This is a genomic window from Sphingomonas sp. P3_C6, from assembly GCF_056402595.1.
On the sequence record NZ_JBFUHB010000014.1, the window covers coordinates 39120 to 62998 of the forward strand.

Here is a 23879-nt window from a genome sequence, read left to right on the forward strand (position 1 = left end):
CGCTCTGGTTAACTATGCGCAGTGCCACCGCTCTCGACTCAAGACGGGCAACTGTGAGCACTCGAACGACAGCTTGTTCGAGGTAAACAGACCGCGGGTCTGCCGCCATCGCCATGGCTGGGCGCGAAGCCGTCGCGATTGTCGGCGAGACCCGGTCGCTCAGCGCCTCCGTACTGCCCATACTGTGGAGCACAGCGAAGAAGATTGTCCACCGGACGACCAGGTCCGTATGATCTGCATCAATTCGAACTGTCCCCGAGCGCCAGATGAGCCTGCTCTAATCGCGCTTCCAACTCGACCAGCTTTCGGGCGCTGATATCGTCACCGCTAGGCGAGATGAGTTTGGCTCCAGTCTTAAGCCACATGATGTCGTCCTTGATGAATTGTCGTTCAGTTCTGGCCCACCTTTCCAGTCCAGTTGTCATGATTCTATCCTTGTAATATCTTTAGTGATTCGTTGTAAAAACGGACTGTTTAATTTGTCCTGATCAGATCGAACGGTTTGATAACCTTATTCGATTACGGGTTCCAGACTTCGTTAACAACAATCTTCCCGCTGCTGTCTCGTTGAATGACGGTGATTGTTCGGCGTAATCCTCTCACGGCGGTATGATCCCTTATCTCGACTGTGCCGTTCGTGTTGCCGTCACCGTCCACGACATCATAATTATCAATATCGGTCTCCTGCATGAACCCGGTTTGACGTGATCCCGTCCGCGTCAGGCTCTCGCCACGCTGTAAGACGACTTTGCTCTCCCACTCTGACATCCGAACTCCCTGAAGTGTATTTCTCCGATGGGGGCTTACGACGGACATCTACGGCGAGCGAGAACTTTGAGCGATTTCAAATCTGATGCGCTTGGTCCGCCTGATTTCAGGCCATCCGCGATGGTGACCCTAAGGGTGATTTGTGCCTACTATAAAGGCCTCGCACCCCGCTCCACCTCAAGTAATCACCCCACGCCGCCTGATCGGATTCTCCCGCTCCAGCGCAATCCGCTTGGCAATCTCCCGGTTCAGCTCCGTCGGATGCTCGGCAAACGCCCGCGGCGTCATCCCCGTGAAATGCTTGATTTCCCGCACCACATGCGACTGGTCGTAGAAACCCTCGTCCAGCATCTCGTCCAGCTCGGGGTCGCGATGCGTCATCGCCACCGCCGCGCGCAGCGCCCGGTATTTGCGGGCCAGCACCTTGGGCAGCGATCCGAAATAGCGTTTGCAGCCGCGCTGCACCTGCCGCAGCGACAGGCCGGTCAGCGCGACCAGGTCGTTGACCTCGGGCGCGACGGTGCCGGCAAGCCATTCGTTCACCTAGGCGACGAACGCCTGATACCCCGGTTTCTGCCGCCGCATCAGCGTGACCAGCATCTCCTCCAGGATCGCGACGCGCGCATCGAAATCCGGCGTCGCGCGCAGTGTCCCGAACACCTCGGTCACGATCGGGCCGAACAGGTCCTTCGCGTCGAACAACCGGTTCGCCGCCGCCGAGGCGTCCATCGGCACCAGCGCCGCCCAGCCATGCGGCATCAGCCCCACGCCGATCGCCTCGGATTCGGTGACAGCTTACTATTTAGATCCATGCACAGACCGTCATCGACCAACTGCCAAAGTGGCTCGACCTCTACAATCGCGTGCATCCGCACCGCGCTCTGGCGCCTGCTGTTGGCCGGAGTGCCTCAATGCCAACTGGTTCTTGAGCTTGGCTGACGCCCTGCATAAATGTGAAGCGTGGGGGCACGACCACAACAATGTACGTCCGCACAGTTTCCTCGGCAATCAGACCCCGGCGGAGCGTTTTTGCATCAGGGCGGGCTAGCCTGCCCTGATGCAAAAAGGGGCGGCTGTCCTCGCAATGGCTGGACCAGAAAAAAGGGCCAGGCTCATGGTGGTCCAGACGATCATGGTCTTTGGGCCACTCGGCATGGGGCAGATCAAACCGTGATATGGCCGCCAGTGGATCTGTTCTGGCGCGCCGAGACGGGCTGTGGCCAGGTCTGGTTTCGGCCCGCCCGCTTCGCCTCATAGAGGTGATTGTCCGCGTTCTGATACAGTCTTTCGAATCGGCTGTCTTTTTCTGAAGACACACCAAAGCTGGCGGAAACACGTCGTGCATCCAGCAGCTCGGAAAAGTCGCGATTCAATATCGCGCTACGCAAATGTTCGGCATATTCAAACGCCTTGGCGGGGGTGGTGTCCGGCAACAGAATCGCAAATTCTTCCCCGCCGACTCTCCCTACGATATCCTGCTTGCGCGTAGATTGCTGCAGGATGCTGGCAATGTGCTGGAGCACCTGATCGCCCACAACGTGGCCGTAGGTATCGTTTACGGATTTGAAGTCATCGAGATCGCAGATGATGAGCGAGGCCATCCTTGCTCCCGGTTCGGACAAGGACAGCTTCACCGACGCTTCGAAGCCGCGCCGGTTAAGCACACCTGTCAGGTGATCGAGGTCACGGTCGCGGCGTATATCCTCCACCAGGTCTGATACCGTGCCTGCAAGAACCGCCATGGCCAGCGCCGTGCCCAACACCGCAAGCGATAACTGCAAAGCCTGCCAGAAGAGCGAGTTGGCGAAGGCGGCCGCCCCTACGGGCGCCGAGAATCCGATGGTAAAGATCGTTCGCGGAAAGAAATGGAGGGCAAAGGCCAGCAAGGTCCAGAACAGGATCCTGTCGATGACATGACTCCGCCTCAGCTTCGATATGCGCAGGGCCGCCGCCAGCAGGATCATGCCATAGCCCAGGTTCTGGATGTACACCCGGGCGATGAGGCTCCTGTCGATGTAGAAAAAGTACCAGAGCAAGCCCATTATCGCGGTGACCGCGACCATATGGCTCCACAGCCCCAGGCTTCGCCCGGAACGTCGGACGATCCCTTCAGCGGCAGCTAGCACTCCCACTGTATAGAACAGGCCTGATATCATGGCATTGAGGCCGGTATCTCGAGGCCAGTAAAGTACCTGAACGGTGGCCCCGATCGCGACCAGCGCGCACGCGGCTGCCATCAGCAACAGGTGCACTCGGCGGCGCTCGACCAGCCAGCACGCACCGAACACGATCCCGAATAATGTCAGAATACCGGGTCCAACCAGCGAAAGTGTCACCCGAACGACAGCTTGTTCCATGTTCCTTGCCCTGACGCGTCGGGGCCCCGGTAAGCGGCATGTCTGAAGATTTTACCACCTCGCTGCAACGCTGGCGCTGGGCCAGGCGAACGAACCGCCCGCTCCAAAAGTAAATGCAGCAGGGATTTCGGGGGATTTCGGGGACGCAATACCAAATTCCCCCCACTCCACCTCAGGTAATCACCCCACTCCGCCGGATCGGATTCTCCCGCTCCAGCGCAATCCGCTTGGCAATCTCCCGGTTCAGCTCCGTCGGATGCTCGGCAAAGGCCCGCGGCGTCATCCCCGTGAAATGCTTGATTTCCCGCACCACATGCGACTGGTCGTAGAACCCCTCGTCCAGCATCTCGTCCAGCTCGGGGTCGCGATGCGTCATCGCCACCGCCGCGCGCAGCGCCCGGTATTTGCGGGCCAGCACCTTGGGTGGCGATCCGAAATAGCGTTTGCAGCCGCGCTGCACCTGCCGCAGCGACAGGCCGGTCAGCGCGACCAGGTCGTTGACCTCGGGCGCGACGGTGCCGGCAAGCCATTCGTTCACCTGGGCGACGAACGCCTGATACCCCGGTTTCTGCCGCCGCATCAGCGTGACCAGCATCTCCTCCAGGATCGCGACGCGCGCATCGAAATCCGGCGTGGCGCGCAGCTTCTCATACACCTCGGTCACGATCGGGCCGAACAGGTCCTTCGCGTCGAACAGCCGGTTCGCCGCCGCCGAGGCGTCCATCGGCACCAGCGCCGCCCAACCATGCGGCATCAGCCCGACGCCGATCGCCTCGGCCGCGCCATCGCAGCTCAGGCTCGAAGAGCCGGTGGTGGGGCCCAGCACATAGGTGTCCGGCATCGCCTGCTCGGTGCCGTCGATAAAGCGATACCGCGCATTGTCGCCGCGCAGGATGAAGCGGAACTGCGCATAATCGGCGCGGTCGACCCCCTCGAAACGATCGTCGTCCTGCTCGAAATGGTAGAAAAACGAGAAATGATCGGCCAGCTGGGCAGGGGGCTGGCGGAAATCCATCTTCAGGTTCGACATAGATGTTGCTCAGTCGACGATGTTTCTTGTGCCATCCCGCTAGGCGAATTCGGCATTCTTCACAAACATTTCCAGTGAAGGGGGGCATTTCCAGCGAAGGGGGCATTTCCAGCGAAGGGGGCATTTTCAGCGAAGGGGGCATTTCCAGTGAAGGGGGCATTTCGAGCATGGCGGCAATAATGGCGTCGATGCGGCTCTCTGCCCGGCGCCCGCGCCGGCCCGCAGCCGAAAGGGGTGCGCAACACCGAACCGGACCGCGACTCGCTCCTCGGCGAGTTGGGCCCTGGCCTAATGAAGCGGTCTGCCGGCAAGCGCCGCAATAACGGACATAGGCCGGCAGAATTGTCGTTCCCGATTCCGGGCCTTCGCATCTGCTGGCAATACCCTCTAGTGACCGCAGGCCGTAGCGAGAGATCTCGGCGAACCACCGAGCACGAGAGAACGTCCCGCCATGAACATCGCCAAAGCAAACGGGATCGAACTGGCTTGGGAGAGCTTCGGCGATACGAGCGGTGAGGTGGTCCTCCTGATCGCCGGACTTGGCACCCAGATGATCCGCTGGACCGCCCCGTTCTGCGCCGAGCTCGTATCCCTGGGCTATCGCGTGGTGCGCTTCGATAATCGGGACGCCGGTTATTCGACGCATCTCGACGGGTGCCCGGCCGTGGATTTCGGCGCGCTGGCTGCAGCGCTTCAGGCGGGGCAACGACCGGAGGTGCCGTACACGCTCTACGACATGGCGGCGGACGCGATCGGACTGATGGACGCGCTGGGGATCGGGCAAGCTCACATCGTTGGACGGTCTATGGGCGGCATGATCGCTCAGATCATGGCCAGCGAGCACGGTAGCCACGTCCTCTCGCTGACCTCGATCATGTCGAGCACGGGCAATCCAGCGCTCCCGCAGGCTGCACCGGATGCGATGGCGATGATGATGCGGCCGATGCCCGACCCTGCCTCCGATCGAGCCGGCTTCCTGTCGCGAAGTTCAGCCTTCGCCAGACGCATCGCGGGCACTGGCTACCCTTTCGACGAGGAAGCCCACCGTGCACTGGCTTCGGAGGAGCTCGGCCGTGCCTATGATCCCGCCGGAACGGGTCGCCAGATCGCGGCCATTGGCGCGACGGGAGATCGGCGCTCCCGGTTGTCGGCTGTGACGGCACCCACGCTGGTCATTCATGGAAATGACGATCCGCTATTCTTGCCGGACTGCGGCCGAGACACAGCCGCTTCTATCCCGGAGGCCGAACTCCTGCTGATCGATGGCATGGGACATGACCTCCCGGCTGGTGTGTGGCGGCAGATCGCAGGCAAGATCGACGGTGTCGCGCAACGAACGGTGTCCGCATAGCGCGACTGACGGCAGCCATCCCGCCTTGATCCTCCTGAAGCCGTCGCTCCCAACCCAGGCCAGGCCGTGTCATTACGGTGCTACGTGCAACAACCCCTAAACCTCACCTCCACCCTCCGGAACGGGCCCGCGCTTGCGTGGCGAGAGCGGGATCACAGGACGAGCTTCAATGTCGGCGAGCCACGCCTACGACCACTGGATGGCCGACACTTTCCGCGCGGCGCGGAGCGGAGCAGCATAGCTCAACGCCTCATCGAACGCCTCCACCAGGAAAGCGGCTAAATCGCTCACGCGCTTCAGCCCCGGCACCACATCGACAAAGCGGTCGCCCGCGCCGGTGATGTGCGCCGTCCTACTCGACCAGCGCCAGTCCTCGGGCGGCTCGACCAGCCGCGCCTGGACCGGATTGAGCGCCACATAGCGCAGCGCTCCGATCAGATGCGCCTCATCCATCACAACCGAGCTGGATCGCCTCTGGCACAGTGGATGTGGTGCCCTCGCCGAGGACCAGCACAATCTCTCCCAAGAGGGGAGGCTGGACCAGCGCAAAGCGGTCACCCGCCCCCCGCGCTCAATCCCGCGCGCGCTGCTCCGTCACTATGATCGCCGTCTCGACCATGCAATTGTCGACGAAGTCGTTGAGGAACACCAGTAAACGATCCGGCGACAGCCGCTTGGCGGCGTTCGCGCGCAGCCAGGGGTTGGTCGCGGCGTCCATCGCCGGTTTGGTCGCGAGCAGGGGCGATGAGGCGTCGCTTGACGTGACGACCGAGGCCGCGACGACCGCACCGATCTTCGTCGCCGTCGCCTGCATCTGCATCACGACATGGTTGGTATTGGCCGGCATTTCGCGCTTCATGCCTTCAAAGGCTTTGATGATGGGGGCGGGCCGCAACGTCGCATAGGCTCCGCTCCAGCTGTTGTAGAATTGCGACCCGTTCTGGATCTCGTTTGCGAAGATCAGGCGGGTATTGTCACGGATCAGCGAATCGTAACTCCTGTCGAGATGGGCTGACCTGCCGATGCCGATCGGCCGGGGCAGCTTGACCCTGTCGATCGCGGTATTGAGCGCGTGCTGCACGGAGGCATCGGTCGGCTTCATCGCATCGGCTGCGAAGCCCTGGGTGTTCGGATTGACCACCACGATCTCGCCGGGATTGGCGTCGAGCCAGCGCAGCACGTCCACCACGAAATCCACATAGGGATATCCTGGGACCAGTCCGTGCTGATGGTAGAGCGTGCTGCCGAAAAAGGGGCGGATCGCAGAGTGCATCCAGCCGGGGCGAAAATCGAAATAGCGGATGCCGATGTCCAATTGCGTGCGGATATTGTCCTTCTGCGTCATCGCGAGATTGGCGATCGCGCGCGGCCCGAGCAGGGCGGCGGCCACGCCCATAAACGCGCCGAGCGCCAAGACGAACGCGGGATTGTGTACCACCTTCATCACCGCGCGCATGTCGAACATGCCAGCGTCATGGGAACCGGGCAGCGCAAATCGGTACAAAGGCCCGCGTGCGACGCGCGGATTGCGCTTGGCGAGATCGCCCATCCAGCGGCGCTGATCGCGCGTCGAATAGATATAGAGCTGATGCTGGTTGGTCATCCCGGAGACCTTGCCGGATCCCGCGTCGTACAGGCCCCAGCAGACCGTCGGGCTGCCGATCCGCGGCGGCGTGTTGAACATGGTGTGCATCGTGCCGGTCTTGAGGTTGCCGTCGAGCGAACTGATGTTCTGCCACTGCCTGAGCGTCTCCTTGCCGTGATCGGTCGTCACCCATTCGAGCCTGCCGGTATAGTTGACCGGATCAGGGATGTTTTGCGATTGCACCTGAAAGTTGTTGCGCTGGAAGTTCGCCTCGGGGCCGTGAGCGCGATGAATCTTCGGGACGGCCAGGTCAGTGCGTAGATTTTCCGAATCCGAGTAAAGATAATAATCGATTCCCTTGGCGACCATGATCTTTTCCTTTCGTAGACGCATAGCGTTTCGCACACGAAATTTTAATCTGGAAGTGGATTACAGGGTTATCGAATCATTATTCTATAATAGGAAATAGCCACTTTGGCTGTATTGCATGGGATTTCGGTAGTACTCCACCAATCTGCCACCGAAGATGCGCAGCATCGGCGCCCGGCCGAAAGCGGCCCGCGCCGGGGAGATGTCCATACATCCCCTCACTCCTGCTCCTCTGTTCGGCCTCGGCCTGCTCGACCATCTCGATCCATTTGCGTTGCGCAATCCTGCTGCCCTTCAGCGCGCGCTCCATCATCGCCCGGAACACCGCCCGGTTCGCGGTCATCTGGATTTCCTCGTCGCCGTCCCGCACCGTGATCGTCCGATACGCTTCCTCCAGGATCATCCGCCGCGTCGGTTGGTCGGCGCCGATCAGGCGATCGCCCGGCTTGCCCGATCCGCCGCGCATTTTCGGACGCCCCCGCGGATTGCCCGACTGGCCCCTGGCGAAGCGCCGGCCGGTCGGCGGCCTGCCTTTCCCGACACGATAGGCGGCCGGCTCGGCGCCACCCGTCCCCGCCGCATCTCTCGCCACCGCATCCGGCCTCTCGTGGCCCGATTCAATCCGCCGTTCCGCCATGTCACGCACCCGCTATGGACAATCCCGCCCTCTCAAGACCCGGTTCCGGCGCCCGTTTGAATCAAGCAGGGGAAATTCCGGCGCGGATTTGCTGCGAATAGCGGAGGAAAAAAGAAACGCCGGAATCCCGCCAGCACCCGCCTTGATGGTCCGCCGAGCCCGCGGCACGGCCGCACCCGGTTTCCGCACCATTCGGGCGCTAAACCTCCTCATCACCCCCAGTACGGTGACGTGCGCCTTATTGCTAAGCTGGTGTGGCGGAATATTCCGAACCGGGCCGGGAATCACCGCAATCTGCACCAGATCCGCGGCCGAATCCGCCGGACAACTATTGCGCGGAAGGTGCCCAGCAAGCAAAGGCGCAGCATGACCACGTCAACGCGCACCTATGAGACGATGAACGGGTTGCGCGGCGCTGCGGCCCTCGCGGTTGCGGTCTTCCACATGTTCTCGTTCTTCTGGCCGCAGAAAGCGGCGAGCGGCTATCTCGCGGTAGATTTCTTCTTCGCGCTCAGCGGGTTCGTCGTTGCCGGCGCATACCAGGCCAAGCTTGTGTCCGGCACGCTAACGATGCGCGGCTTTGCGGCGAAGCGTCTGATCCGCTTCTATCCGCTGTATCTCCTCGGCCTGGTCCTCGGCATCGCGCAAGTCGTTGCCGAAAATGTCCTGCACATGGGTGGCGCGATCCCGATCGGTTCGATCGGGTGGGCGCTCGTCCCGGCCTTGTTCTTTCTCCCGGCTTTCGGGCCTGGGATCTTCTACATCGCGCCACTCAACGGGCCGGCCTGGTCGCTCATCTTTGAATTCTGGGTCAACGTCGCATGGGCGGCCATCGCGCGCCTGACGTCACTCCGGGGCTATATCGCCCTACTCGTCGTCGCCGGCATCGCCTTTGTGTGGGGGGCGATATGGGCAAACGACATCGGCCTCGGAACGACATGGCCGACTGTGCCCGGCGGTATCGCCAGAACGGTCTTTTCATTCACCGCGGGCCTGCTGATCTATCGGTATCGCTCCGGGGCACATGGACGGCAGACGATCTGGTCGGTCGCCCTGCTCGCCATCTTGCTGATACTGTTATTTGCCGATCCGCCACGCGCGCTGCGATTGCCCTATGATCTGGTTTTCGCGCTCGCGCTGTCACCGCTGATCGTCCTCATGGCATCGACGATGGAGCCGCCACCGGYATGCCGGCGGCTGTTTGCCCTGCTCGGCGAATTGTCCTTCCCCCTCTATGCGATCCACATGCCGGTGATCGCGGCAGGGATAGTCGTCACCAGGCACTTGCAGATGCCGCCCGTCACGGCCGGGATCGCGGTGCTGATCGGCGCCGCAATAGCCGCGTGGATCGTCGACAAGATAGACATCCGGGTACGCAACGCCATCGAGAGCAAACGATCGCGGCGCGGCGCAGGAGCCTAGAAGATCGCCTGGGCTTCCGCCTGTGGCTCAGACCTTGCCGAACGCTGGCGGTACCAGGATTTGATCGCATCTCTCGCAGGACGCTCGATCACGAGGAACGACAGCCTTGCCACGCACATGACGATCGCCACGAACGCAAGCAGGAAGGCGGGGCTGTTCGCGATCGCCCGACTCCCAACCCAGATATCAAGCATCAGCATCAGCGCGAGCTGGATAGGTATGTGCCATAGATAGACGCCATAGGTGTTATCGCCGATCCAGGCCGTCCACCGGCTCTTCCGCATCCGGCCCGTCGCTTCGATGGCGCAGGCGAGCAGGAAGATTCCCGGCAGCACGATCGGCATGAGATGGGCGATTCCGATCCCGTTCGGCTTCAGGCAGGCGGCCGCCGCCGCGCAGAGCGCTCCGATCCCCGCCAGGGCAAACAACAGCGGTCGATCGCGCAGCGCGCCGAACGCGATGTAGATCGCGGACCCGAGGAAGAAGTAAAAGCCACACTGCCAGAACACGGTGCCGGGCAGCTTGAAGACGCTGCCGCTCGTGAAGATCACCGCCAGCGCGAGCGGGCCCAGGATGCCGCGGCGATAGAGAAACGGGAGCGTGACCAGGAACGCGGCATAGATCGCGACCTCCACCGACACCGACCAGATCGGCCCGTTGAACGACATCCCGCGCTCGAGCCCCCAACTGGACGCGAAAAACAGGTTCAGCACGAAATGATAGAGGTCATTGAACTGGTAGGTCTGAAAATCGCCCAGGGCATGGAGCCGCCCGAACTGCAGGGCCGCGACCACAAGCAGCGTCACGAAATGGAGCGGGTATAGTCTGGCGAAGCGGTTGACGAAGAATTTGCCGGGCTCCCTAGCGCGACCGGCATAGACCGCCGCGAACACGAAGCCGGAGACCAGCCAGAACAGTTGAACCGCGTACAGGCCATATTGGTAGAATGGCCAAAGCATCTGGTGCAGTGGTTCCAGGTCGCGGAAATTTGCGACAGCATCGACCTGCCCCGCCGGGATATAGAAGTTGAGGTAGTGGAACAGCACCACGGCCATCGCCGCCAGGCCGCGCAGCAGATCGACGGCGTGATAATATTCGGTGTCGCTGGGTCGAGGTGGTAAAAAAAGCCCCGCGATCACCTTGCGCATCGAATATACCCCTCTTTGTGGGCCTGCGTAGCAGCGGGCCGGCGGTGCCACAATCCGGGTGCGCGCCGGGCGATCTCCGCCAGGCAGGCAAAAAGCGCCCGAGGCCGAAGTCTCAGGCGCGTGATACGGTTGGCAATGATGGTGTTGCTTCATGGCGACCGCTTCGGGCACCTCGTTGGCGCGACGCCGGTCGCGAAGATCGCGCCGCATGCGAGCCCTCGCGCTGACCCGGAGTCGAGATGGGCGCACGGTGATCGCCCGATACGTTTCCCCCGTACCGGCCCGCGAGCGCGATTCGATCTGCCCGACGCGCTGGCCGATCTCAACACCGCGCTCGATCTCGATCCGGGCCTTCCCGCCAGCATGTATATGCGCGGCGTGGTGCGCAAGCGCATGGGCGACGCCAAGGCAAGCGAGGGCGATCTCGCCGCCGCGCGCATGATGACGCCGCAGATCGACCGCACCTATGCGAAGTACGGGATCGTACCCTGATCGAAGAAATCGTGTTTCCGGATTGTAAATGACGCTGACGTTGGGAGAATTTTCATCACCCGTACCTAGAACTCCATGCCGATGCCTACGCCTGTCTTTCTTACCGTCGATACCGAGCTGATGTGGCGCCACCATATCGACGGGCTCGACCGCGCGGCGATCTATGATCGCTCGATGGAGCCCGCCGGGGTCGGCGTGAGCTATCAGCTCGACACGCTCGCGCGCCACGGGCTCAAGGCGTGCTTCTTCGTCGATCCGATGCCGGCGCTGATCTTCGGCCTGGAACCCACCCGCCGCGTGGTGGAGACCATCCTGGAGGCAGGGCAGGAGGTCCAGCTTCACCTCCACCCGCACTGGACCGGCGCGAAGCACGGCGATGGCGGGGCGAGCTTCGGCCGGTTCGAAATGGCCGATTATGCGCTCGACGAGCAGCACGACCTGATCGTCGGCGCCACCGAATTGCTCGTCGCGGCCGGCGCTCCGCACCCGATCGCCTTTCGCGCCGGCACCTATAGCGCCAACGACGATACGCTCCGGGCGCTGTCCTCGCTCGGCTTCGTCTATGACAGCAGCCACAACGGCGCCGAGCATCCCTGGCCAAGCGCCATCGGCCTGCCGCCCACCCATATCGCCCCGGTCGAGCGCGAGGGCGTGATCGAGGTACCGGTGACCCTGATCGAGGACCGCCCCGGCGCCCTCCGCAACTTCCAGATCTGCGCCCTGTCCGCTGGCGAACAGCGCGCCGCGCTCGAACATGCGGCGATGGAGAATCACGCCGCCGTGACGATCGTCAGCCACGGCTTCGAACTCGCCAATCGCTCCGGCACCCGCGCCAACGCGGTGCATGTCCGCCGCTTCGAGGCATTGTGCGCGCTGCTCGCCGAATGGGCCGAACTGCTGCCCACCACCCATTTCGCGGATCGCCCCGCGCTCCGCCTCGGTCGCGAGGATAGGCCGCTCGGCCCCAATTCCCTGCGCACCCGCTGGCGCCAGGCCGAACAGCTCTGGTCGAACATGGTCGAGGAGCGCGCGGCATGAACGCCGTATCGATGCCGCTTCGGTTCCAGCTCGGCGCCCGCACGCTCGCCTCGATCAGGCGCCAGCTCGTTCGCGTGCCGTTGACCCTGGACGAAGCGGTGGAGGGCAGGCTGCCCGCGCTGCCGCCGCTCGACCGTTCGGCGCACGGCTATCAGATCACCTCGCTGCCGGAGGACCGCCGCGACGCCATGAGCGCCGCCGCCGGCAACATGATCGTCTTCGTGCGGCAACGCTACACGCGGCGCTACACCGACCTGACGATCGGGTTCGACGCCTGGCTCGACACCATGTCGTCCAACGCGCGCTCCAGCCTGAAGCGCAAGGCGAAGAAGGTCGCGACCGCCTCGGGCGGTACGCTCGACGTCCGCCGCTTCCGCACGCCGGACGAGATGACGGTGTTCCACGACATCGCCCGCCGCATCTCGGTGCTGACCTATCAGGAAAAGCTGCTCGGCGACGGCCTGCCCGACGATTCGGCCTTCCTGCGCTCCATGTACCAGCTCGCCGCGGCGGATTCGGTGCGCGGCTGGCTGCTCTACATCGGTGGCGAGCCGGCCGCCTATCTCTACACGCCTGTCAATGCCGGGGTCGTCCGCTACGATCATCTCGGCCACGATCCCGCCTTTTCCGATCTTTCCCCAGGCGGCGTGCTCCAGATGGAGGCGATGCGCGATCTGTTCGCCGATCCCGGCCTGACCCGCTTCGACTTCACCGAGGGCGACGGCCAGCACAAACGCCAGTTCTCCACCGGCGGCGTCGAGTGCATCGACCTGCTCCTGCTCCGCGCCAGCCTCGCCAACCGCCTGACGACACTGGCCCTCGGCACCTTCGACCGGAGCGCCGCCTTCGGAAAACGCACAGTGGAAAAGCTGGGCCTGCAAAAGATCGCAAAGAAAATCCGGCGCGCCTGAGACCTCACTTCTCCCTCTCCCCCTGTGGGAGAGGGAAGGGGCCCATCGCGTAGCGATGGGAAGGGTGAGGGGGACACTCGATTGTCTCGAGCCCCACTTCCCCTCATACTTCCGTCGCTTCGCTCCTCCCTCCTTCTCCCACAAGGGGAGAAGGGGTAGGGGCATCGCCATGCACCTCCGCGCCGAAGCCCTGGTCCTCGCGATCCGCCAGCATGGCGAGCACGGTGCGATCGTGCGCGCGCTCACCGCCGATCACGGCCTCCAGCCCGGCTATGTCCGCGGTGGCCGCTCGCGCCATATCCGCCCGATCCTTCAGCCGGCGAACCTCATCCTGGGCGAATGGCGCGCCCGTACGGAAGACCAGCTCGCCGGCCTCACCGTCGAGCTGATCCACAGCCGAGCCCCGCTCTTCGCCGAACCACTCCCGGCCGCCGCGCTCGAATGGGTGACGGCGCTGACCGCGACGGCATTGCCGGAAGCACAACCCTATCCGCGCCTCCACGCGGCGCTCGACGGGGTGATCGGCGCGATCGAGGCAGCGCCCGCCGCGCGGGGCTGGGCGGTGGCGCTCGCCCGATACGAACTGCTGCTGCTCGCCGAACTCGGCTACGGCCTGGAACTCGATCGCCTGCCCGACATCCTGCGCACCGGCGGCGAGGCCGGCTGGGCTGACATCCTCGCCGCCCTTCGCCTCACCGGCGAAGCGCTGGAAAGCGATATCCTCACCGATCGCCGCGTCGAAACGCTCGCAGGGCGAGCGCGGCTGATCGAGCGGCTGAAAAGGGCAGTTGCGTGAGTCGCGGCCTGACGGCAAAGGCAGCGCACTCCGTTCGCCCCGCGTCTGGGCCATCCTTCCCGCTGTCGAAGAAGAACGGAGCTTCGACACGCGCAGCTCGAACGGATTCAACGTGTCCCTGATCGCAATCCTGCCCGGAGACGGCATCGGTCCCGAAGTCACCGCAGAGGCGCGCCGCGTGCTCGAGGCGCTCGATCTCGGCCTGTCGTTCGAGGAGGGGCTCGTCGGTGGTGTCGCCTATCACACCACCGGCCACCCGCTGCCGCCCGAAACGCTCGATCTCGCGAAGCGCGCCGATGCGATCCTGTTCGGGTCGGTCGGCGATCCGACCTGCGACAATCTCGAACGCGGCCTGCGCCCGGAACAGGCGATCCTGGGCCTGCGCAAGGAACTGACGCTCTTCGCCAATCTGCGTCCTGCCAAGATGTTCCCGGGCCTGGAAGATGCCTCCTCGCTTCGCCCCGAGATCGCCCGCACGATCGACCTGCTGATCATCCGCGAGCTCAACGGCGACGTCTATTTCGGCGAAAAGGCCATGCGCACCACGCCGGCTGGCTTGCGCGAAGGCTATGACGTCATGAGCTATGACGAGAGCGAAGTCTCGCGCATCGCCCATTCCGGTTTCCAGGCCGCCCAGCGGCGCGGCGGCAAGCTCTGCTCGATCGACAAGGCGAACGTGCTCGAAACCTCGCAATTGTGGCGCGACATCGTGATCGAGACGGCGAAGGAATATCCCGACGTTACCCTCAGCCACATGCTGGTCGACAATGCCGCGATGCAGCTGGTGCGCGATCCCGGCCAGTTCGACGTGATCGTCACCGGCAACCTCTTCGGCGATATCCTGTCCGATCTGGCGAGCATGTGCGTCGGTTCGATCGGCCTGCTGCCGTCGGCGGCGCTCGATGCGGCGGGCAAGGGCCTGTACGAGCCGATCCATGGCAGCGCGCCGGACATCGCAGGGCAGGGCAAGGCCAATCCGGCCGCCGCGATCCTCTCCGCCGCGATGATGCTCCGCTTCTCGCTGAACATGCCGGAACCGGCCGACCGGATCGAGGCGGCGGTCGCCACGGCGCTGGCCAATGGCGCGCGCACGGCCGATCTTGGCGGGTCGCTGTCGACCCGCGGTATGGCGGATGCGGTGCTGGCGGCGCTTGCATGACCGGACCGTTGCTCGATCTCGCGATCGTCATCCCGACCTTCAACGAGGCGGGCAACGTGCCGCTGCTCATTGCCAAGCTCGACGCCGCGCTGAAGGGGCGCGAGTGGGAGGCGATCTTCGTCGACGACAACAGCCCGGATGGCACGGCCAGCGTGGCGCGCCAGATCGCGCGTCTCGATCGCCGCGTCCGCGTGGTGCAGCGTATCGGGCGGCGCGGTCTTTCCTCCGCCTGTATCGAGGGCATGTGTGCCACCGCTGCGCCGATCGTCGCGGTCATCGACGGCGACATGCAGCATGACGAGACGATCCTGCCGGCGATGCTCGACCGGCTGCTGCAGGACGAGCATCTCGACCTGGTGATCGGCTCGCGTTTCGTCGATGGCGGCGGTACCGGCGACTGGGATCACGACCGGGTCGCGAAATCGGCTTTCGCGACCAAGCTGTCGCGACAGGTGCTGAAGGCCGATCTCAACGATCCGATGAGCGGCTTCTTCATGATCCGCACCCAGATCGTGCGCGACGCCGTGCCGCATCTGTCGGCGATCGGCTTCAAGATCCTGCTCGACATCATGACATCCAATCCGCGCCCGCTGCGGTTCGAGGAAGTGCCGTACACCTTCCGGTTGCGCACCGAGGGCGAGAGCAAGCTCGACCATGTCGTCGCGATGGAATATCTGATCGCGATCTACGACCGGATGTTCGGACGGGTCATACCGGTGCGCTTCGCCATGTTCGCGGCGATTGGCGCGCTTGGCGCGGGCGTGCATTTTCTCGTGCTCGGGCCGCTGTTCAAGGAACTCGAATTCGGCTTCCTCGTCTCGACGATTATCGCGACCACCGTCGCGATGACCTTCAACTTCTTCCTCAACAATGCGCTGACCTATCGCGACGGCCGGCTCAAGGGGGCGAAGCAGCTGTTCGAAGGCTGGGTGTCGTTCTGCGTCGTCTGCTCGGTCGGGGCGATCGCCAATGTCGGGGTTGCGGCGTTCCTTTACGACGCGCAGTCGGACACATGGGCCTTTTCGGCGCTGGCGGGGATCATGGTCGGCGCCGTGTGGAATTACGCATTGTCGTCACGATTTACCTGGGGACGTTACTAGGCCCGGGGCTCGTAAAAGCGGCCCGCCAGCTTCCGCCAGCGGTAGACATTCGGTCCGGCCGCCGCGCTCCCCGAAAACAGACGGCGGTCCAGTCGCCGCTCCTTGTCTTGAATTGGGCCGGTTGCAGTCTGGTAGGTTCTGGGCACCACACCGCCGATAGCTGACATTCGAGGCGATCAGACACATCTAACAGGGAATCGGATATTCGCCGCACTACAGCTTGCCGAGTTCCTCAACGAGATGATCGACAAAGGCCCGGGCGGCTGGTTTCGCGCCGTGCCCGGGGGCAAACAACGCATGCGCCTCAATGTCATTGAGACTCCAGTCGGCAAACAATCGGACAAGTTCTCCGGTGTCGAGATCTTGGCTGAAGGCTGGCAGGCTCGCGACCGCGATTCCAAGACCCGCTCGTACCGCGCTCACTGCGACCTCGGCTCCGTTGATCGAAACCTGTCCCTTCGGCTGAACCCTCACAGCACGGCCGTCTCTATGAAAAAGCAGCTCCTTGCCGGCGAGCGGCCCGGCGATCACAAAGACATGGCCGTCAAGCTCCTCGGGTGTCTCCGGGCGCCCATTCGCTTCAAGATAGGCGGGGGCCGCGACGACGATTAGAGGCCAACGCCCGACGAGGCGCGCGATCGCGCTTGAGTCCGGCAATTTGCCAAACCGTATCGCCACATCGATCCCCTCCTGGATGAGGTCCTGACGGCGGTCGTCTATTACCAACTCCACCCGCAAATTCGGATGGCGAGCGAGGAAAGTACCAAGCCGCGGCACGATTGCGCGCGAGGCGATGATCGATGCAACGGCTACCCGAAGTGTTCCCCGTAGATTGTCGCTGCTTCGAATCGCGTCGTCTGCCTCCTTCAAGGATTCGAGAATAGGTTGCACCCGAGCGAGATATGTCGATCCTGCGTCGGTCAACGTGAGTGCACGTGTCGAGCGCAAGAAGAGTGTGACTCCCAACTGCTCCTCCAGCAACGCAATGATCCGCGAAGCGGTCGGCTGCGACAGCCGCATCTCGCGAGCGCCCTTCGAGAAACTACCGGTCCGGGCGATCTGGACGAACAGTCGGAGGGCTTGAAATTGATCGCTCAAGTCTTCGGTCCGAATTGCCACATTCAAGCCCTTCGTAACCCGACGTGCCAGGAAGGGCCACCCTTGAGGATCAGACCTGCGCTACGCCGTCGTCCGCAAACAATTCGGCCCCGTTGACGAACGACGCCTCGTCAGAGGCGAGGAACAGCGCGGTAGCCGCGATTTGCTCCGGCCGGGCAAGACGGCCGCGAAGGGTCTGGGCGGCCATTTCGGCCCGGACCGCCTCGCTGACGTTCGTGAACGCGCCGGTTTCGGTCGGGCCCGGGCTTAGTAGGTTCACTCGAATGTTGCGGGGCGCAAGCTCGCTAGCCCAGCTTCTGGCAAACGAGCGCAGTGCCGCTTTGCTCGCATTGTAGACGCTGCGGCCAGCCCTGCCCTTGGAACCGGCGATCGAACCGGTGAGAACGATCGATCCTCCATCCCGCATCAATGGCAGCGCGCCCTGAACGGTCAACAAGGTGCCCAGTACCGTTACGTCGAAGACTGCCCTGAAGTCTTCGGGAGATACCGAGCCGAGCGCGCCGGCTATCGCCGCCCCCGCATTGGCGCATACGATGTCGAGCGGCGAACCGGTCGCGGCGATAGCGGCAAAGACTCGATCGAGATCTTCTGGCCGGCCGATGTCACCTACTAGCGGCATTACGGCAGAGCCAAGCCGTAGCCCGAGCGCTTCCAGGCGGCTCCCGTCACGCGCCATCGCGAAGACATGGGCTCCTTCTGCGGTGAAGCGCTCGACCATGGCCAGGCCAATCCCCGATGTTCCTCCGGTTATCAGCGCGAGCTTTCCTTCCAGAGCTGCCATCTCATTCGCCCCCAAGCGGGTTTGTCGCTCGCAGAACCAGGACGTGTCGATTGATTTCAGGAGGGTCACGGCGCGTCCCAACGCCTTTCACTGGATCGTGCACAACATATCTCCCTTTGGTTTCCAACCGGTCGCGGATGACTAGAAAGCGGCTGAGCGTCGAGGCCGGCAGGGAGCCCCGCCGGCGTCGACGACATGCGTCAGACCTGTGCGAAGCCACCATCGACGTGCAACTCGACGCCCGTGATGAAGCTGCTTTCGGCCGAGGCAAGGAATGTCGCGACAGACGCAATTTCGCTCGGATCGCCATTGCGGCCGAGCGGTGTCTCGGCAGCGAACTTCGCGTAAAATGCGTCGACCTGTTCGTCGCTAAACCCGGCCTGTTCGGACATGATCGGTGTGACGATCGTCCCCGGGGCCAATACGTTCACGCGGATGCGGCGCGCGCTGAGATCGGTGGTCCAGGTACGGGCGAACGAACGGATGGCCGCCTTGGTCGCCGAATAGACGGTGAAGGCCGGCATCCCCAGACTGGCTGCTATCGATCCGTTGAGGATGATCGAACCCCCATCCACGACGAGCGGCAAGAGCGTCTGCACCGTGAAGAAGGTACCCTTCAGATTGATCGTCACGGTCCGATCGAAATCGGCTTCTTCGATTGTGCCGAACGCTCCCAAAGTGCCGCCTCCGGCATTGGCGAAAATCACGTCGATGCGCCCATATCCTTCGGCGATATGGGCGTGCAGCCGTTTGAGATCGGCGAGATCCGCGATGTCGCCCTGGAAGCCTTCGATCGCGCCTCCGATCTCCGCGACCGCTTCGTCAAGCTTGTCCTGCCGACGGCCGGTGATGATCACCGATGCGCCTTCCGCCACGAACTGCTTTGCCGTGGCCAGTCCCATGCCGCTGCTGCCGCCGGTTACCACGGCAATCTTGCCTTCAAGTCTTTTCATGTCCTGATCCTCCTCGGAAGCGGAGCGCTTTCCGTCGAGGCCGAAGATGGCAGTCGTTGCGCGGAGGATTAGCCCCGACTTGCGAATAACAGTCATTCATCGCCTGGGAGGCGGCGTGTCGCCTACGAATCCGCGACGGCGTAGTCATTCGGCGGGCGCATCAATGTTATTCGAAAGCTCCCACTACGCATGTCCCATCATCGGACACACATTGGACTCGCCGAACCACAAGGTTCAACGGCGTTCGATTTTCAGAAGGAGTGCAGCCATGATCGACGAAAATGGTCCCCATTATTTCGTGGCATTTCAGACGCCGGGTCCGAAGTGGGTGCAGGGCGTAAAATACAATGAACAGCCCGATTTCCCCATCCATGTCGGCTACATGGCGGAGATGCAGGACAAGGGGCTGACCGTATTGAGCGGGCCGTTTATGGAGAAGGCTGGCGGTCTCAATGGCGTTCTCGCCGATGGCGGCATGACGATCTTCAAGGCCGCCGACCTCGAAGAGGCGGTAAAGATCGCCACGGACGATCCGTCGGTGAAGTCGGGTCAACTCGCCGTTGAGGTGAAAATGTTGTGGGTGCCGTTCCACGATTGACCGATCGCGCGTGGGTTCCGCCTCCCGCCGTGAACCGCACCGATGCTCGCACCTCGCAGTAAATGTGCGAGAGCCATGTTCGCGCTCAACATGGTGACGCCTGCGGTCAAGCTTCCAAAGCAATGCCACAGAAAGTGGCGCGGCCAGTCGTGAGAGCCGCGCATAGTACAAATTGGCAGCTTTCAGGATTCACAAGTGCCATCCCGAACGGCGGGAACTGGGGCGCTTAGCTGCCGGTTCCGCATTGTAAACGAAGGACCACTCAGCTCGTCTTGATGCTCCAACGCGGTCAGTCCGTTCTCCACCTATAGTCAGCCGTTCAGTTACTGTGTCGAGCGGTCGTTTATGGGTTCGCAACCTGGCCGAGCTCACTCCGTCCGCCCTCGCTATCAGGACGGCGAGAGGGCTTAGTGAAGGTGGACGCAGTCATGGGCGAGCGCCTGAGTTCGAAAGGCGCTGGCTTGCCGGGAAGCCGCTCGGTGGGAGAGCGGATCTCGATGCGCGACGATCAGTCTTCCGGGTACGGCATGATGCAGCGCCGCTGATCCTTGCGGTCACCGACCTCGCAGTCGCGCTGGCGTTCGGTCCAGCGTTCTACTTTCGAGGCGCGGGGTTGCTTGCGAGGCGCTGCCTCGGTCCGCGGATAGGGTGGGTCACCCGGACCGGGGCGCTGATAGGCGGCGCAACCGCACAGCATTGCCGCTCCGCCGGCAATCAGCATCACGCGCATCGCGTACCCCCTTCTGGCACCGAACCGGCTTTTGCCGCAACGAGCCGGAAGCTGAAGCTCTGTCGCTGAACGGTGGCTGACCGGCTCGATTCACCTCACCGCCCCTGCGTTCTACCGTTCGCCGACGAGGCAAGGGGAATCCCGACGATGGCGGAAAAGCAGGGCGGCAAAGTAGAATGGAAGTCGAATCCGATCGATTCTCATAATTGTTCGAGTAACGGGCTGGTATCGGGCCAGTGCCGATTCTCGCGGCGAGGCTTGATATGTTGGATCTGTCTCGCGAACGGAGTGAATCTTTCCAACAGGCGACGCTCGGGGCGTGTGATCCGCGAAAAAATCGGGGTCGACGTTGGGCGGCAAAATAGGCCGAATATTACGCAAGGCACGATCTTCCCGCGCCTCCGTTACTGCACCACCCGCCTCAGGGCCATGTCGGGAACCACATCCAATGTCTGAAATCTTGCGCATTACTCAGCGGCATCGCCGAGATGATCGGATAGAAATAGGCGAACAGGCACAGGGCAAGCCCGAGGAACCACATGTCCCACCGCGCGAACCTGTCCTTGCCGAACCAGTGGAACGCCGCCGCCAGCGGCAGGGCCAGGAAGATGCTCGACAGGTAATAATAATAGAAGAACCCCAGCGACTTGGGGATCAGGATCCACATCGCGTAGGAGGCGATCCACAGCCCGGCGACCGCCAGCATCCTGCCCGATCCGTCGCGCAGCCAGGCGTAGAGGCACGCGACCACCGCGATCAGCCCGCCCCACAGGATCGCGGGATTGCCGACCATGAAGATGCCGCGCACCGCGCCGTCGACCGGCTCGTACAGATACCAGATCGGGCGGATCATCAGCGGCCAGGTCGGCCAGTTGGACTGATAGGTATGCGGCGGCAGGATCTGGGTCTGCGATGTGTACATCCGCATCTGGAACTGGACGAAATCGCCCATGGTCAGCGGATATTGCGCGTAGAAAAAGGCGGGCAGGAAGGTCAGGCTGTAGACGGCGATACTCACCACGCCGAGCGCCAGGATCGCCGGCACGACAGGCAGGCCCGGCCAATAGGTCTGGTTGCCGGGGTTGAGCGCAGCGTAGATCGACCGTTTGCGTGTCCGCCCGTCACGCAGGCGGATCGCGATCATGGCGAGCGCCGCAAAGGCGATATACGGTGCCGCCGTCCATTTTGTGCCGACCGCCAGGCCAAGCAGCACCGCGCCGAGCAGCCAGCGCCGCCAGGTCTTTTCGGGCGGCGCACGCATCGCCCAGAGCAGTGCGGCGATGCCGGTGACGACGAACGCGGCCATGAACCCGTCGAGCATCCCGATCCGCGCCTGAATGAACACGGTGATGTTGAGCAGCACGAACAGCGCGCCCATCGTCGCCGTTCGCACCCGGCCGAACAGCAGCCACAGGATGGCGAAGATACCAAGCACCACTGCGGTCGCGGCGAAGGTCGACATGATCCGCCAGCCAAGGCTGTTGTCGCCGAAGATCAACATGCCGAGCGCGATCAGTTCCTTGCCCAGCAGGGGATGCTCGATATTGGTCGGCCCGCTCATCTGCATCAGCACCCGCGCGGCGGCGACATAATGCGTCTCGTCGAACACCAGCTTGTGCGGCGTGGTGAGGCGGAAGCTGAACAGCAATTGGGCGACAAGGCCGATGATCGCGGCGGCGCGGTACGGGCGGGGCGGCGACCGGGGCTGTGTCTCGGGGGTCATTATCGTGCCATTCCCACTTCGGCGGCGGCCTTTCAAGGCATGCCGGAAGAGTCGCCCATTGACGCAGGGCAATCCGTCCCGGCAAAGCGTCCTGCATGAAACGCCGTACCGGACAAGACCGCTCGATCACCAGCAACTGGCGCCCCGCAACCCAGGCCGTGCGCGGAGGCACCGCGCGCTCGGAATGGGGTGAGACGTCCGAAGCACTCTTCCTGACCTCGGGCTATGCCTATGACTGCGCCGGCGATGCCGCTGCGCGCTTCGCGGGCGATCAGGTCGGCATGACCTATTCCCGCCTGCAGAACCCCACGGTGCAGATGCTCGAGGAGCGTATCGCGCTGCTCGAAGGCGCCGAGGCGTGCCGCTCGATGGCGACCGGCATGGCGGCGATGACCGCGGTGCTGCTCTGCCAGCTTCAGACCGGCGACCATATCGTTGCGGGCCGCGCTGCCTTTGGTTCGTGCCGCTGGCTTACCGACACGCTGCTGCCCAAATTCGGCATCGGCGTGACGATCGTCGACGCACGCGATCCGCAGCAATTCGCCGATGCGGTGCGGCCGGAGACGAAGGTCTTCTTCTTCGAAACCCCGGCCAATCCGACGATGGACGTGGTCGACCTGAAGGCGGTCTGCGACATCGCGCGCAAGCACGGCATCACCAGCGTCGTCGACAATGCCTTTGCCACGCCCGCGCTTCAGCGGCCGATGGCATTCGGTGCCGATGTGACTGCCTATTCGGCGACCAAGATGATGGACGGGCAGGGTCGCGTGCTCGCCGGTGCCGTCTGCGGAACCGAGGATTTCATCAACAACACCTTGTTGCCCTTTACGCGCAACACCGGCCCGACGCTCAGTGCGTTCAACGCCTGGGTGGTGCTGAAGGGCATGGAGACGCTCGACCTGCGCATCCGCCGTCAGAGCGAGAATGCGATGAAGGTCGGCACTTTTCTCGAAGGCCGCGTACCGCGGATCCTCCACCCCGGCCTGGCGAGCCACCCGCAGCACAATCTCGCCATGGCGCAGATGGACGCCTGCGGCCCGATCTTCGCTTTCGAGGTCGAGGGGCGCCAGCAGGCGCATGGCCTGCTCGATGCGCTCGCCCTGGTCGATATCTCGAACAATATCGGCGACTCGCGCTCGCTGATGACCCATCCTGCCTCGACCACCCACGCCGGCGTGGCCGAGGACAAGAGGCTCGAAATGGGTGTGACCGAAGGCATGTTGCGCCTGAATGTCGGCCTTGAGGACCCGCAAGACGTGATCGAGGATATCGATGGCGCCCTCCGGGCGGTGGGATTGTGAAGGCGCTCTTCCCCAATGTCGCCGAGACGCGTGGGGTAATCGTGCGCGTCTCGGTCAGCTATCTTCCCGAACAGTCGGAGCCGGGCCGCGGTCGCTGGTTCTGGGCCTATCACGTCAGGCTCGAGAACGAAGGCGAGATGGCGGTGCAGTTGCTCACCCGCCACTGGATCATCACCGACGGCCGCGGTGCGCGCCACACCGTCGAGGGCGAAGGCGTGGTCGGAGAACAGCCGCTGATCGCTCCGGGCAGCAGCTTCGACTATGTCTCGGGCTGTCCGCTCGCGACGCCGACCGGATCGATGCAGGGCAGCTATCACATGATCGGCGAGGACGGGTCGGCCTTCGACGTGGATATCCCCAAATTCGCGCTCCTGGCGCCGGCGGTGGGCGCGTGAGGGCCTTTCTTCTTCCCCTCCCGCTTGCGGGAGGGGACCGAGGGGTGGGCTCGCGCTCTCCTCGATCGGGATCGTCAGCGGAGATCGGGCGCCCACCCCCAGCCCCTCCCGCAAGC

General features: G+C 63.3%; 26 protein-coding genes and 1 pseudogene. 12 read left to right on the forward strand and 15 right to left on the reverse strand.

From position 1 onward, the window contains the following. Positions 1-239 precede the first annotated feature (239 nt). The 4 genes from AC1DT7_RS14360 to AC1DT7_RS14375 all read right to left on the reverse strand — a co-directional run bounded on the left by AC1DT7_RS14360 (position 240) and on the right by AC1DT7_RS14375 (position 1536). Entirely contained in the window at positions 240-425 is a 186-nt protein-coding gene (locus tag AC1DT7_RS14360; RefSeq protein ID WP_478036720.1) for a hypothetical protein, read from the reverse strand. 94 nt (positions 426-519) lie between these two features. Beyond that, positions 520-768: a hypothetical protein gene (locus AC1DT7_RS14365; RefSeq protein ID WP_478036721.1), complete on the reverse strand. Its 249-nt coding sequence runs from the start codon at positions 766-768 to the stop codon at positions 520-522. 177 nt (positions 769-945) lie between these two features. Next, positions 946-1311, reverse strand: a complete 366-nt coding sequence (locus tag AC1DT7_RS14370) for a helix-turn-helix domain-containing protein (RefSeq protein ID WP_478036722.1) — start codon at positions 1309-1311, stop codon at positions 946-948. Beyond that, positions 1312-1536 (reverse strand): hypothetical protein, encoded by a 225-nt coding sequence (locus AC1DT7_RS14375; protein ID WP_478036723.1) that lies wholly within the window; start codon positions 1534-1536, stop codon positions 1312-1314. Positions 1537-1669: 133 nt separating this feature from the next. Here AC1DT7_RS14375 and AC1DT7_RS14380 point away from each other — a divergent pair. Then, a pseudogene (locus tag AC1DT7_RS14380) lies at positions 1670-1816 on the forward strand (integrase core domain-containing protein); the annotation flags it as partial. A gap of 115 nt (positions 1817-1931) precedes the next feature. Here the strand turns inward: AC1DT7_RS14380 and AC1DT7_RS14385 are convergent. Together AC1DT7_RS14385 and AC1DT7_RS14390 are read right to left on the reverse strand one after the other, a co-directional pair. Continuing rightward, complete coding sequence (locus tag AC1DT7_RS14385; RefSeq protein ID WP_478036724.1) at positions 1932-3125, reverse strand: GGDEF domain-containing protein; 1194 nt, start codon at positions 3123-3125, stop codon at positions 1932-1934. Between the two features lie 172 nt (positions 3126-3297). Continuing rightward, entirely contained in the window at positions 3298-4155 is an 858-nt protein-coding gene (locus AC1DT7_RS14390; RefSeq protein ID WP_478036725.1) for a helix-turn-helix domain-containing protein, read from the reverse strand. Between the two features lie 451 nt (positions 4156-4606). Here AC1DT7_RS14390 and AC1DT7_RS14395 point away from each other — a divergent pair, with 451 nt between their 5' ends. Further along, on the forward strand, positions 4607-5506 hold the full coding sequence (locus AC1DT7_RS14395; RefSeq protein ID WP_478036726.1) for an alpha/beta fold hydrolase: 900 nt from the start codon (positions 4607-4609) through the stop codon (positions 5504-5506). 186 nt (positions 5507-5692) lie between these two features. Here the strand turns inward: AC1DT7_RS14395 and AC1DT7_RS14400 are convergent, their stop codons facing one another. The 3 genes from AC1DT7_RS14400 to AC1DT7_RS14410 form a co-directional block, all read right to left on the reverse strand. Continuing rightward, positions 5693-5959 carry a hypothetical protein gene (locus tag AC1DT7_RS14400; RefSeq protein ID WP_478036727.1) on the reverse strand — a complete coding sequence of 89 codons (267 nt, stop codon included), beginning with the start codon at positions 5957-5959 and terminating at the stop codon, positions 5693-5695. A gap of 118 nt (positions 5960-6077) precedes the next feature. Continuing rightward, positions 6078-7460 carry a PI-PLC domain-containing protein gene (locus AC1DT7_RS14405; protein ID WP_478036728.1) on the reverse strand — a complete coding sequence of 461 codons (1383 nt, stop codon included), beginning with the start codon at positions 7458-7460 and terminating at the stop codon, positions 6078-6080. A gap of 79 nt (positions 7461-7539) precedes the next feature. Next, a complete protein-coding gene (locus AC1DT7_RS14410) occupies positions 7540-8097 on the reverse strand; it encodes a DUF5681 domain-containing protein (protein ID WP_478036797.1) in 558 nt (185 codons plus the stop codon). Positions 8098-8463: 366 nt separating this feature from the next. Between AC1DT7_RS14410 and AC1DT7_RS14415 the strand changes: the two genes are divergently transcribed. Continuing rightward, positions 8464-9519 carry an acyltransferase family protein gene (locus tag AC1DT7_RS14415; protein WP_478036729.1) on the forward strand — a complete coding sequence of 352 codons (1056 nt, stop codon included), beginning with the start codon at positions 8464-8466 and terminating at the stop codon, positions 9517-9519. Here AC1DT7_RS14415 and AC1DT7_RS14420 read toward each other — a convergent pair. Continuing rightward, the gene (locus tag AC1DT7_RS14420; protein WP_478036730.1) at positions 9516-10838 is read right to left on the reverse strand and encodes an acyltransferase family protein; all 1323 of its coding nucleotides are present in this window, start codon (positions 10836-10838) and stop codon (positions 9516-9518) included. The two genes, AC1DT7_RS14415 and AC1DT7_RS14420, sit on opposite strands and share 4 nt — an antisense overlap. Here AC1DT7_RS14420 and AC1DT7_RS14425 point away from each other — a divergent pair. The 6 genes from AC1DT7_RS14425 to AC1DT7_RS14450 all read left to right on the forward strand — a co-directional run bounded on the left by AC1DT7_RS14425 (position 10803) and on the right by AC1DT7_RS14450 (position 16163). After that, positions 10803-11159: a hypothetical protein gene (locus AC1DT7_RS14425; protein ID WP_478036731.1), complete on the forward strand. Its 357-nt coding sequence runs from the start codon at positions 10803-10805 to the stop codon at positions 11157-11159. The genes AC1DT7_RS14420 and AC1DT7_RS14425 overlap by 36 nt on opposite strands. 81 nt (positions 11160-11240) lie before the next feature. Next, complete coding sequence (locus tag AC1DT7_RS14430) at positions 11241-12197, forward strand: polysaccharide deacetylase family protein (RefSeq protein WP_478036732.1); 957 nt, start codon at positions 11241-11243, stop codon at positions 12195-12197. Further along, entirely contained in the window at positions 12194-13108 is a 915-nt protein-coding gene (locus AC1DT7_RS14435; protein ID WP_478036733.1) for a GNAT family N-acetyltransferase, read from the forward strand. Before AC1DT7_RS14430 ends, AC1DT7_RS14435 begins: the two co-directional genes overlap by 4 nt. A gap of 169 nt (positions 13109-13277) precedes the next feature. After that, the gene (gene recO / locus AC1DT7_RS14440) at positions 13278-13904 is read left to right on the forward strand and encodes a DNA repair protein RecO (protein ID WP_478036734.1); all 627 of its coding nucleotides are present in this window, start codon (positions 13278-13280) and stop codon (positions 13902-13904) included. Positions 13905-14022: 118 nt separating this feature from the next. Beyond that, entirely contained in the window at positions 14023-15063 is a 1041-nt protein-coding gene (gene leuB, locus AC1DT7_RS14445) for a 3-isopropylmalate dehydrogenase (protein WP_478036798.1), read from the forward strand. After that, positions 15060-16163, forward strand: coding sequence for a glycosyltransferase family 2 protein (locus AC1DT7_RS14450; RefSeq protein WP_478036735.1), 1104 nt, complete (start codon positions 15060-15062; stop codon positions 16161-16163). The genes leuB and AC1DT7_RS14450 overlap by 4 nt, the downstream gene beginning before the upstream one ends. Positions 16164-16376: 213 nt before the next feature. On the opposite strand, the gene AC1DT7_RS14455 is transcribed toward AC1DT7_RS14450, so the two are convergent. The 3 genes from AC1DT7_RS14455 to AC1DT7_RS14465 all read right to left on the reverse strand — a co-directional run bounded on the left by AC1DT7_RS14455 (position 16377) and on the right by AC1DT7_RS14465 (position 19016). Then, positions 16377-17261, reverse strand: a complete 885-nt coding sequence (locus tag AC1DT7_RS14455) for a LysR family transcriptional regulator (protein WP_478036736.1) — start codon at positions 17259-17261, stop codon at positions 16377-16379. A gap of 70 nt (positions 17262-17331) precedes the next feature. Beyond that, positions 17332-18132: an SDR family NAD(P)-dependent oxidoreductase gene (locus AC1DT7_RS14460; protein WP_478036737.1), complete on the reverse strand. Its 801-nt coding sequence runs from the start codon at positions 18130-18132 to the stop codon at positions 17332-17334. A 131-nt stretch (positions 18133-18263) separates the two neighbouring features. Next, positions 18264-19016 (reverse strand): SDR family oxidoreductase, encoded by a 753-nt coding sequence (locus tag AC1DT7_RS14465; protein WP_478036738.1) that lies wholly within the window; start codon positions 19014-19016, stop codon positions 18264-18266. Positions 19017-19284: 268 nt separating this feature from the next. Here AC1DT7_RS14465 and AC1DT7_RS14470 point away from each other — a divergent pair, with 268 nt between their 5' ends. Further along, complete coding sequence (locus AC1DT7_RS14470; RefSeq protein ID WP_478036739.1) at positions 19285-19614, forward strand: YciI family protein; 330 nt, start codon at positions 19285-19287, stop codon at positions 19612-19614. Positions 19615-20122: 508 nt separating this feature from the next. Here AC1DT7_RS14470 and AC1DT7_RS14475 read toward each other — a convergent pair. Further along, entirely contained in the window at positions 20123-20344 is a 222-nt protein-coding gene (locus tag AC1DT7_RS14475) for a hypothetical protein (RefSeq protein WP_478036740.1), read from the reverse strand. Between the two features lie 421 nt (positions 20345-20765). Beyond that, positions 20766-22067 (reverse strand): glycosyltransferase family 39 protein, encoded by a 1302-nt coding sequence (locus AC1DT7_RS14480; RefSeq protein ID WP_478036741.1) that lies wholly within the window; start codon positions 22065-22067, stop codon positions 20766-20768. Between the two features lie 95 nt (positions 22068-22162). Between AC1DT7_RS14480 and AC1DT7_RS14485 the strand changes: the two genes are divergently transcribed. Then, the gene (locus tag AC1DT7_RS14485; RefSeq protein WP_478036742.1) at positions 22163-23368 is read left to right on the forward strand and encodes a trans-sulfuration enzyme family protein; all 1206 of its coding nucleotides are present in this window, start codon (positions 22163-22165) and stop codon (positions 23366-23368) included. Then, positions 23365-23763 carry a Co2+/Mg2+ efflux protein ApaG gene (gene apaG / locus AC1DT7_RS14490; RefSeq protein ID WP_478036743.1) on the forward strand — a complete coding sequence of 133 codons (399 nt, stop codon included), beginning with the start codon at positions 23365-23367 and terminating at the stop codon, positions 23761-23763. The genes AC1DT7_RS14485 and apaG overlap by 4 nt, the downstream gene beginning before the upstream one ends. The last annotated feature ends 116 nt before the right edge of the window (positions 23764-23879 follow it).

What these genes read in the sequence shown, in the direction of transcription:
- AC1DT7_RS14390 (WP_478036725.1), bottom strand. Translation starts at nt 4,155, where the DNA reads ATGTCGAACCTGAAGATGGATTTCCGCCAGCCCCCTGCCCAGCTGGCC.
- AC1DT7_RS14475 (WP_478036740.1), bottom strand. Translation starts at nt 20,344, where the DNA reads ATGCGCGTGATGCTGATTGCCGGCGGAGCGGCAATGCTGTGCGGTTGC.
- AC1DT7_RS14485 (WP_478036742.1), top strand. Translation starts at nt 22,163, where the DNA reads ATGAAACGCCGTACCGGACAAGACCGCTCGATCACCAGCAACTGGCGC.
- AC1DT7_RS14405 (WP_478036728.1), bottom strand. Translation starts at nt 7,460, where the DNA reads ATGGTCGCCAAGGGAATCGATTATTATCTTTACTCGGATTCGGAAAAT.
- AC1DT7_RS14365 (WP_478036721.1), bottom strand. Translation starts at nt 768, where the DNA reads ATGTCAGAGTGGGAGAGCAAAGTCGTCTTACAGCGTGGCGAGAGCCTG.
- AC1DT7_RS14400 (WP_478036727.1), bottom strand. Translation starts at nt 5,959, where the DNA reads ATGGATGAGGCGCATCTGATCGGAGCGCTGCGCTATGTGGCGCTCAAT.
- AC1DT7_RS14430 (WP_478036732.1), top strand. Translation starts at nt 11,241, where the DNA reads ATGCCTACGCCTGTCTTTCTTACCGTCGATACCGAGCTGATGTGGCGC.
- AC1DT7_RS14470 (WP_478036739.1), top strand. Translation starts at nt 19,285, where the DNA reads ATGATCGACGAAAATGGTCCCCATTATTTCGTGGCATTTCAGACGCCG.
- AC1DT7_RS14385 (WP_478036724.1), bottom strand. Translation starts at nt 3,125, where the DNA reads ATGGAACAAGCTGTCGTTCGGGTGACACTTTCGCTGGTTGGACCCGGT.
- AC1DT7_RS14435 (WP_478036733.1), top strand. Translation starts at nt 12,194, where the DNA reads ATGAACGCCGTATCGATGCCGCTTCGGTTCCAGCTCGGCGCCCGCACG.
- AC1DT7_RS14360 (WP_478036720.1), bottom strand. Translation starts at nt 425, where the DNA reads ATGACAACTGGACTGGAAAGGTGGGCCAGAACTGAACGACAATTCATC.
- recO (WP_478036734.1), top strand. Translation starts at nt 13,278, where the DNA reads ATGCACCTCCGCGCCGAAGCCCTGGTCCTCGCGATCCGCCAGCATGGC.
- AC1DT7_RS14480 (WP_478036741.1), bottom strand. Translation starts at nt 22,067, where the DNA reads ATGACCCCCGAGACACAGCCCCGGTCGCCGCCCCGCCCGTACCGCGCC.
- AC1DT7_RS14450 (WP_478036735.1), top strand. Translation starts at nt 15,060, where the DNA reads ATGACCGGACCGTTGCTCGATCTCGCGATCGTCATCCCGACCTTCAAC.
- AC1DT7_RS14395 (WP_478036726.1), top strand. Translation starts at nt 4,607, where the DNA reads ATGAACATCGCCAAAGCAAACGGGATCGAACTGGCTTGGGAGAGCTTC.
- AC1DT7_RS14465 (WP_478036738.1), bottom strand. Translation starts at nt 19,016, where the DNA reads ATGAAAAGACTTGAAGGCAAGATTGCCGTGGTAACCGGCGGCAGCAGC.
- AC1DT7_RS14425 (WP_478036731.1), top strand. Translation starts at nt 10,803, where the DNA reads ATGATGGTGTTGCTTCATGGCGACCGCTTCGGGCACCTCGTTGGCGCG.
- AC1DT7_RS14410 (WP_478036797.1), bottom strand. Translation starts at nt 8,097, where the DNA reads ATGGCGGAACGGCGGATTGAATCGGGCCACGAGAGGCCGGATGCGGTG.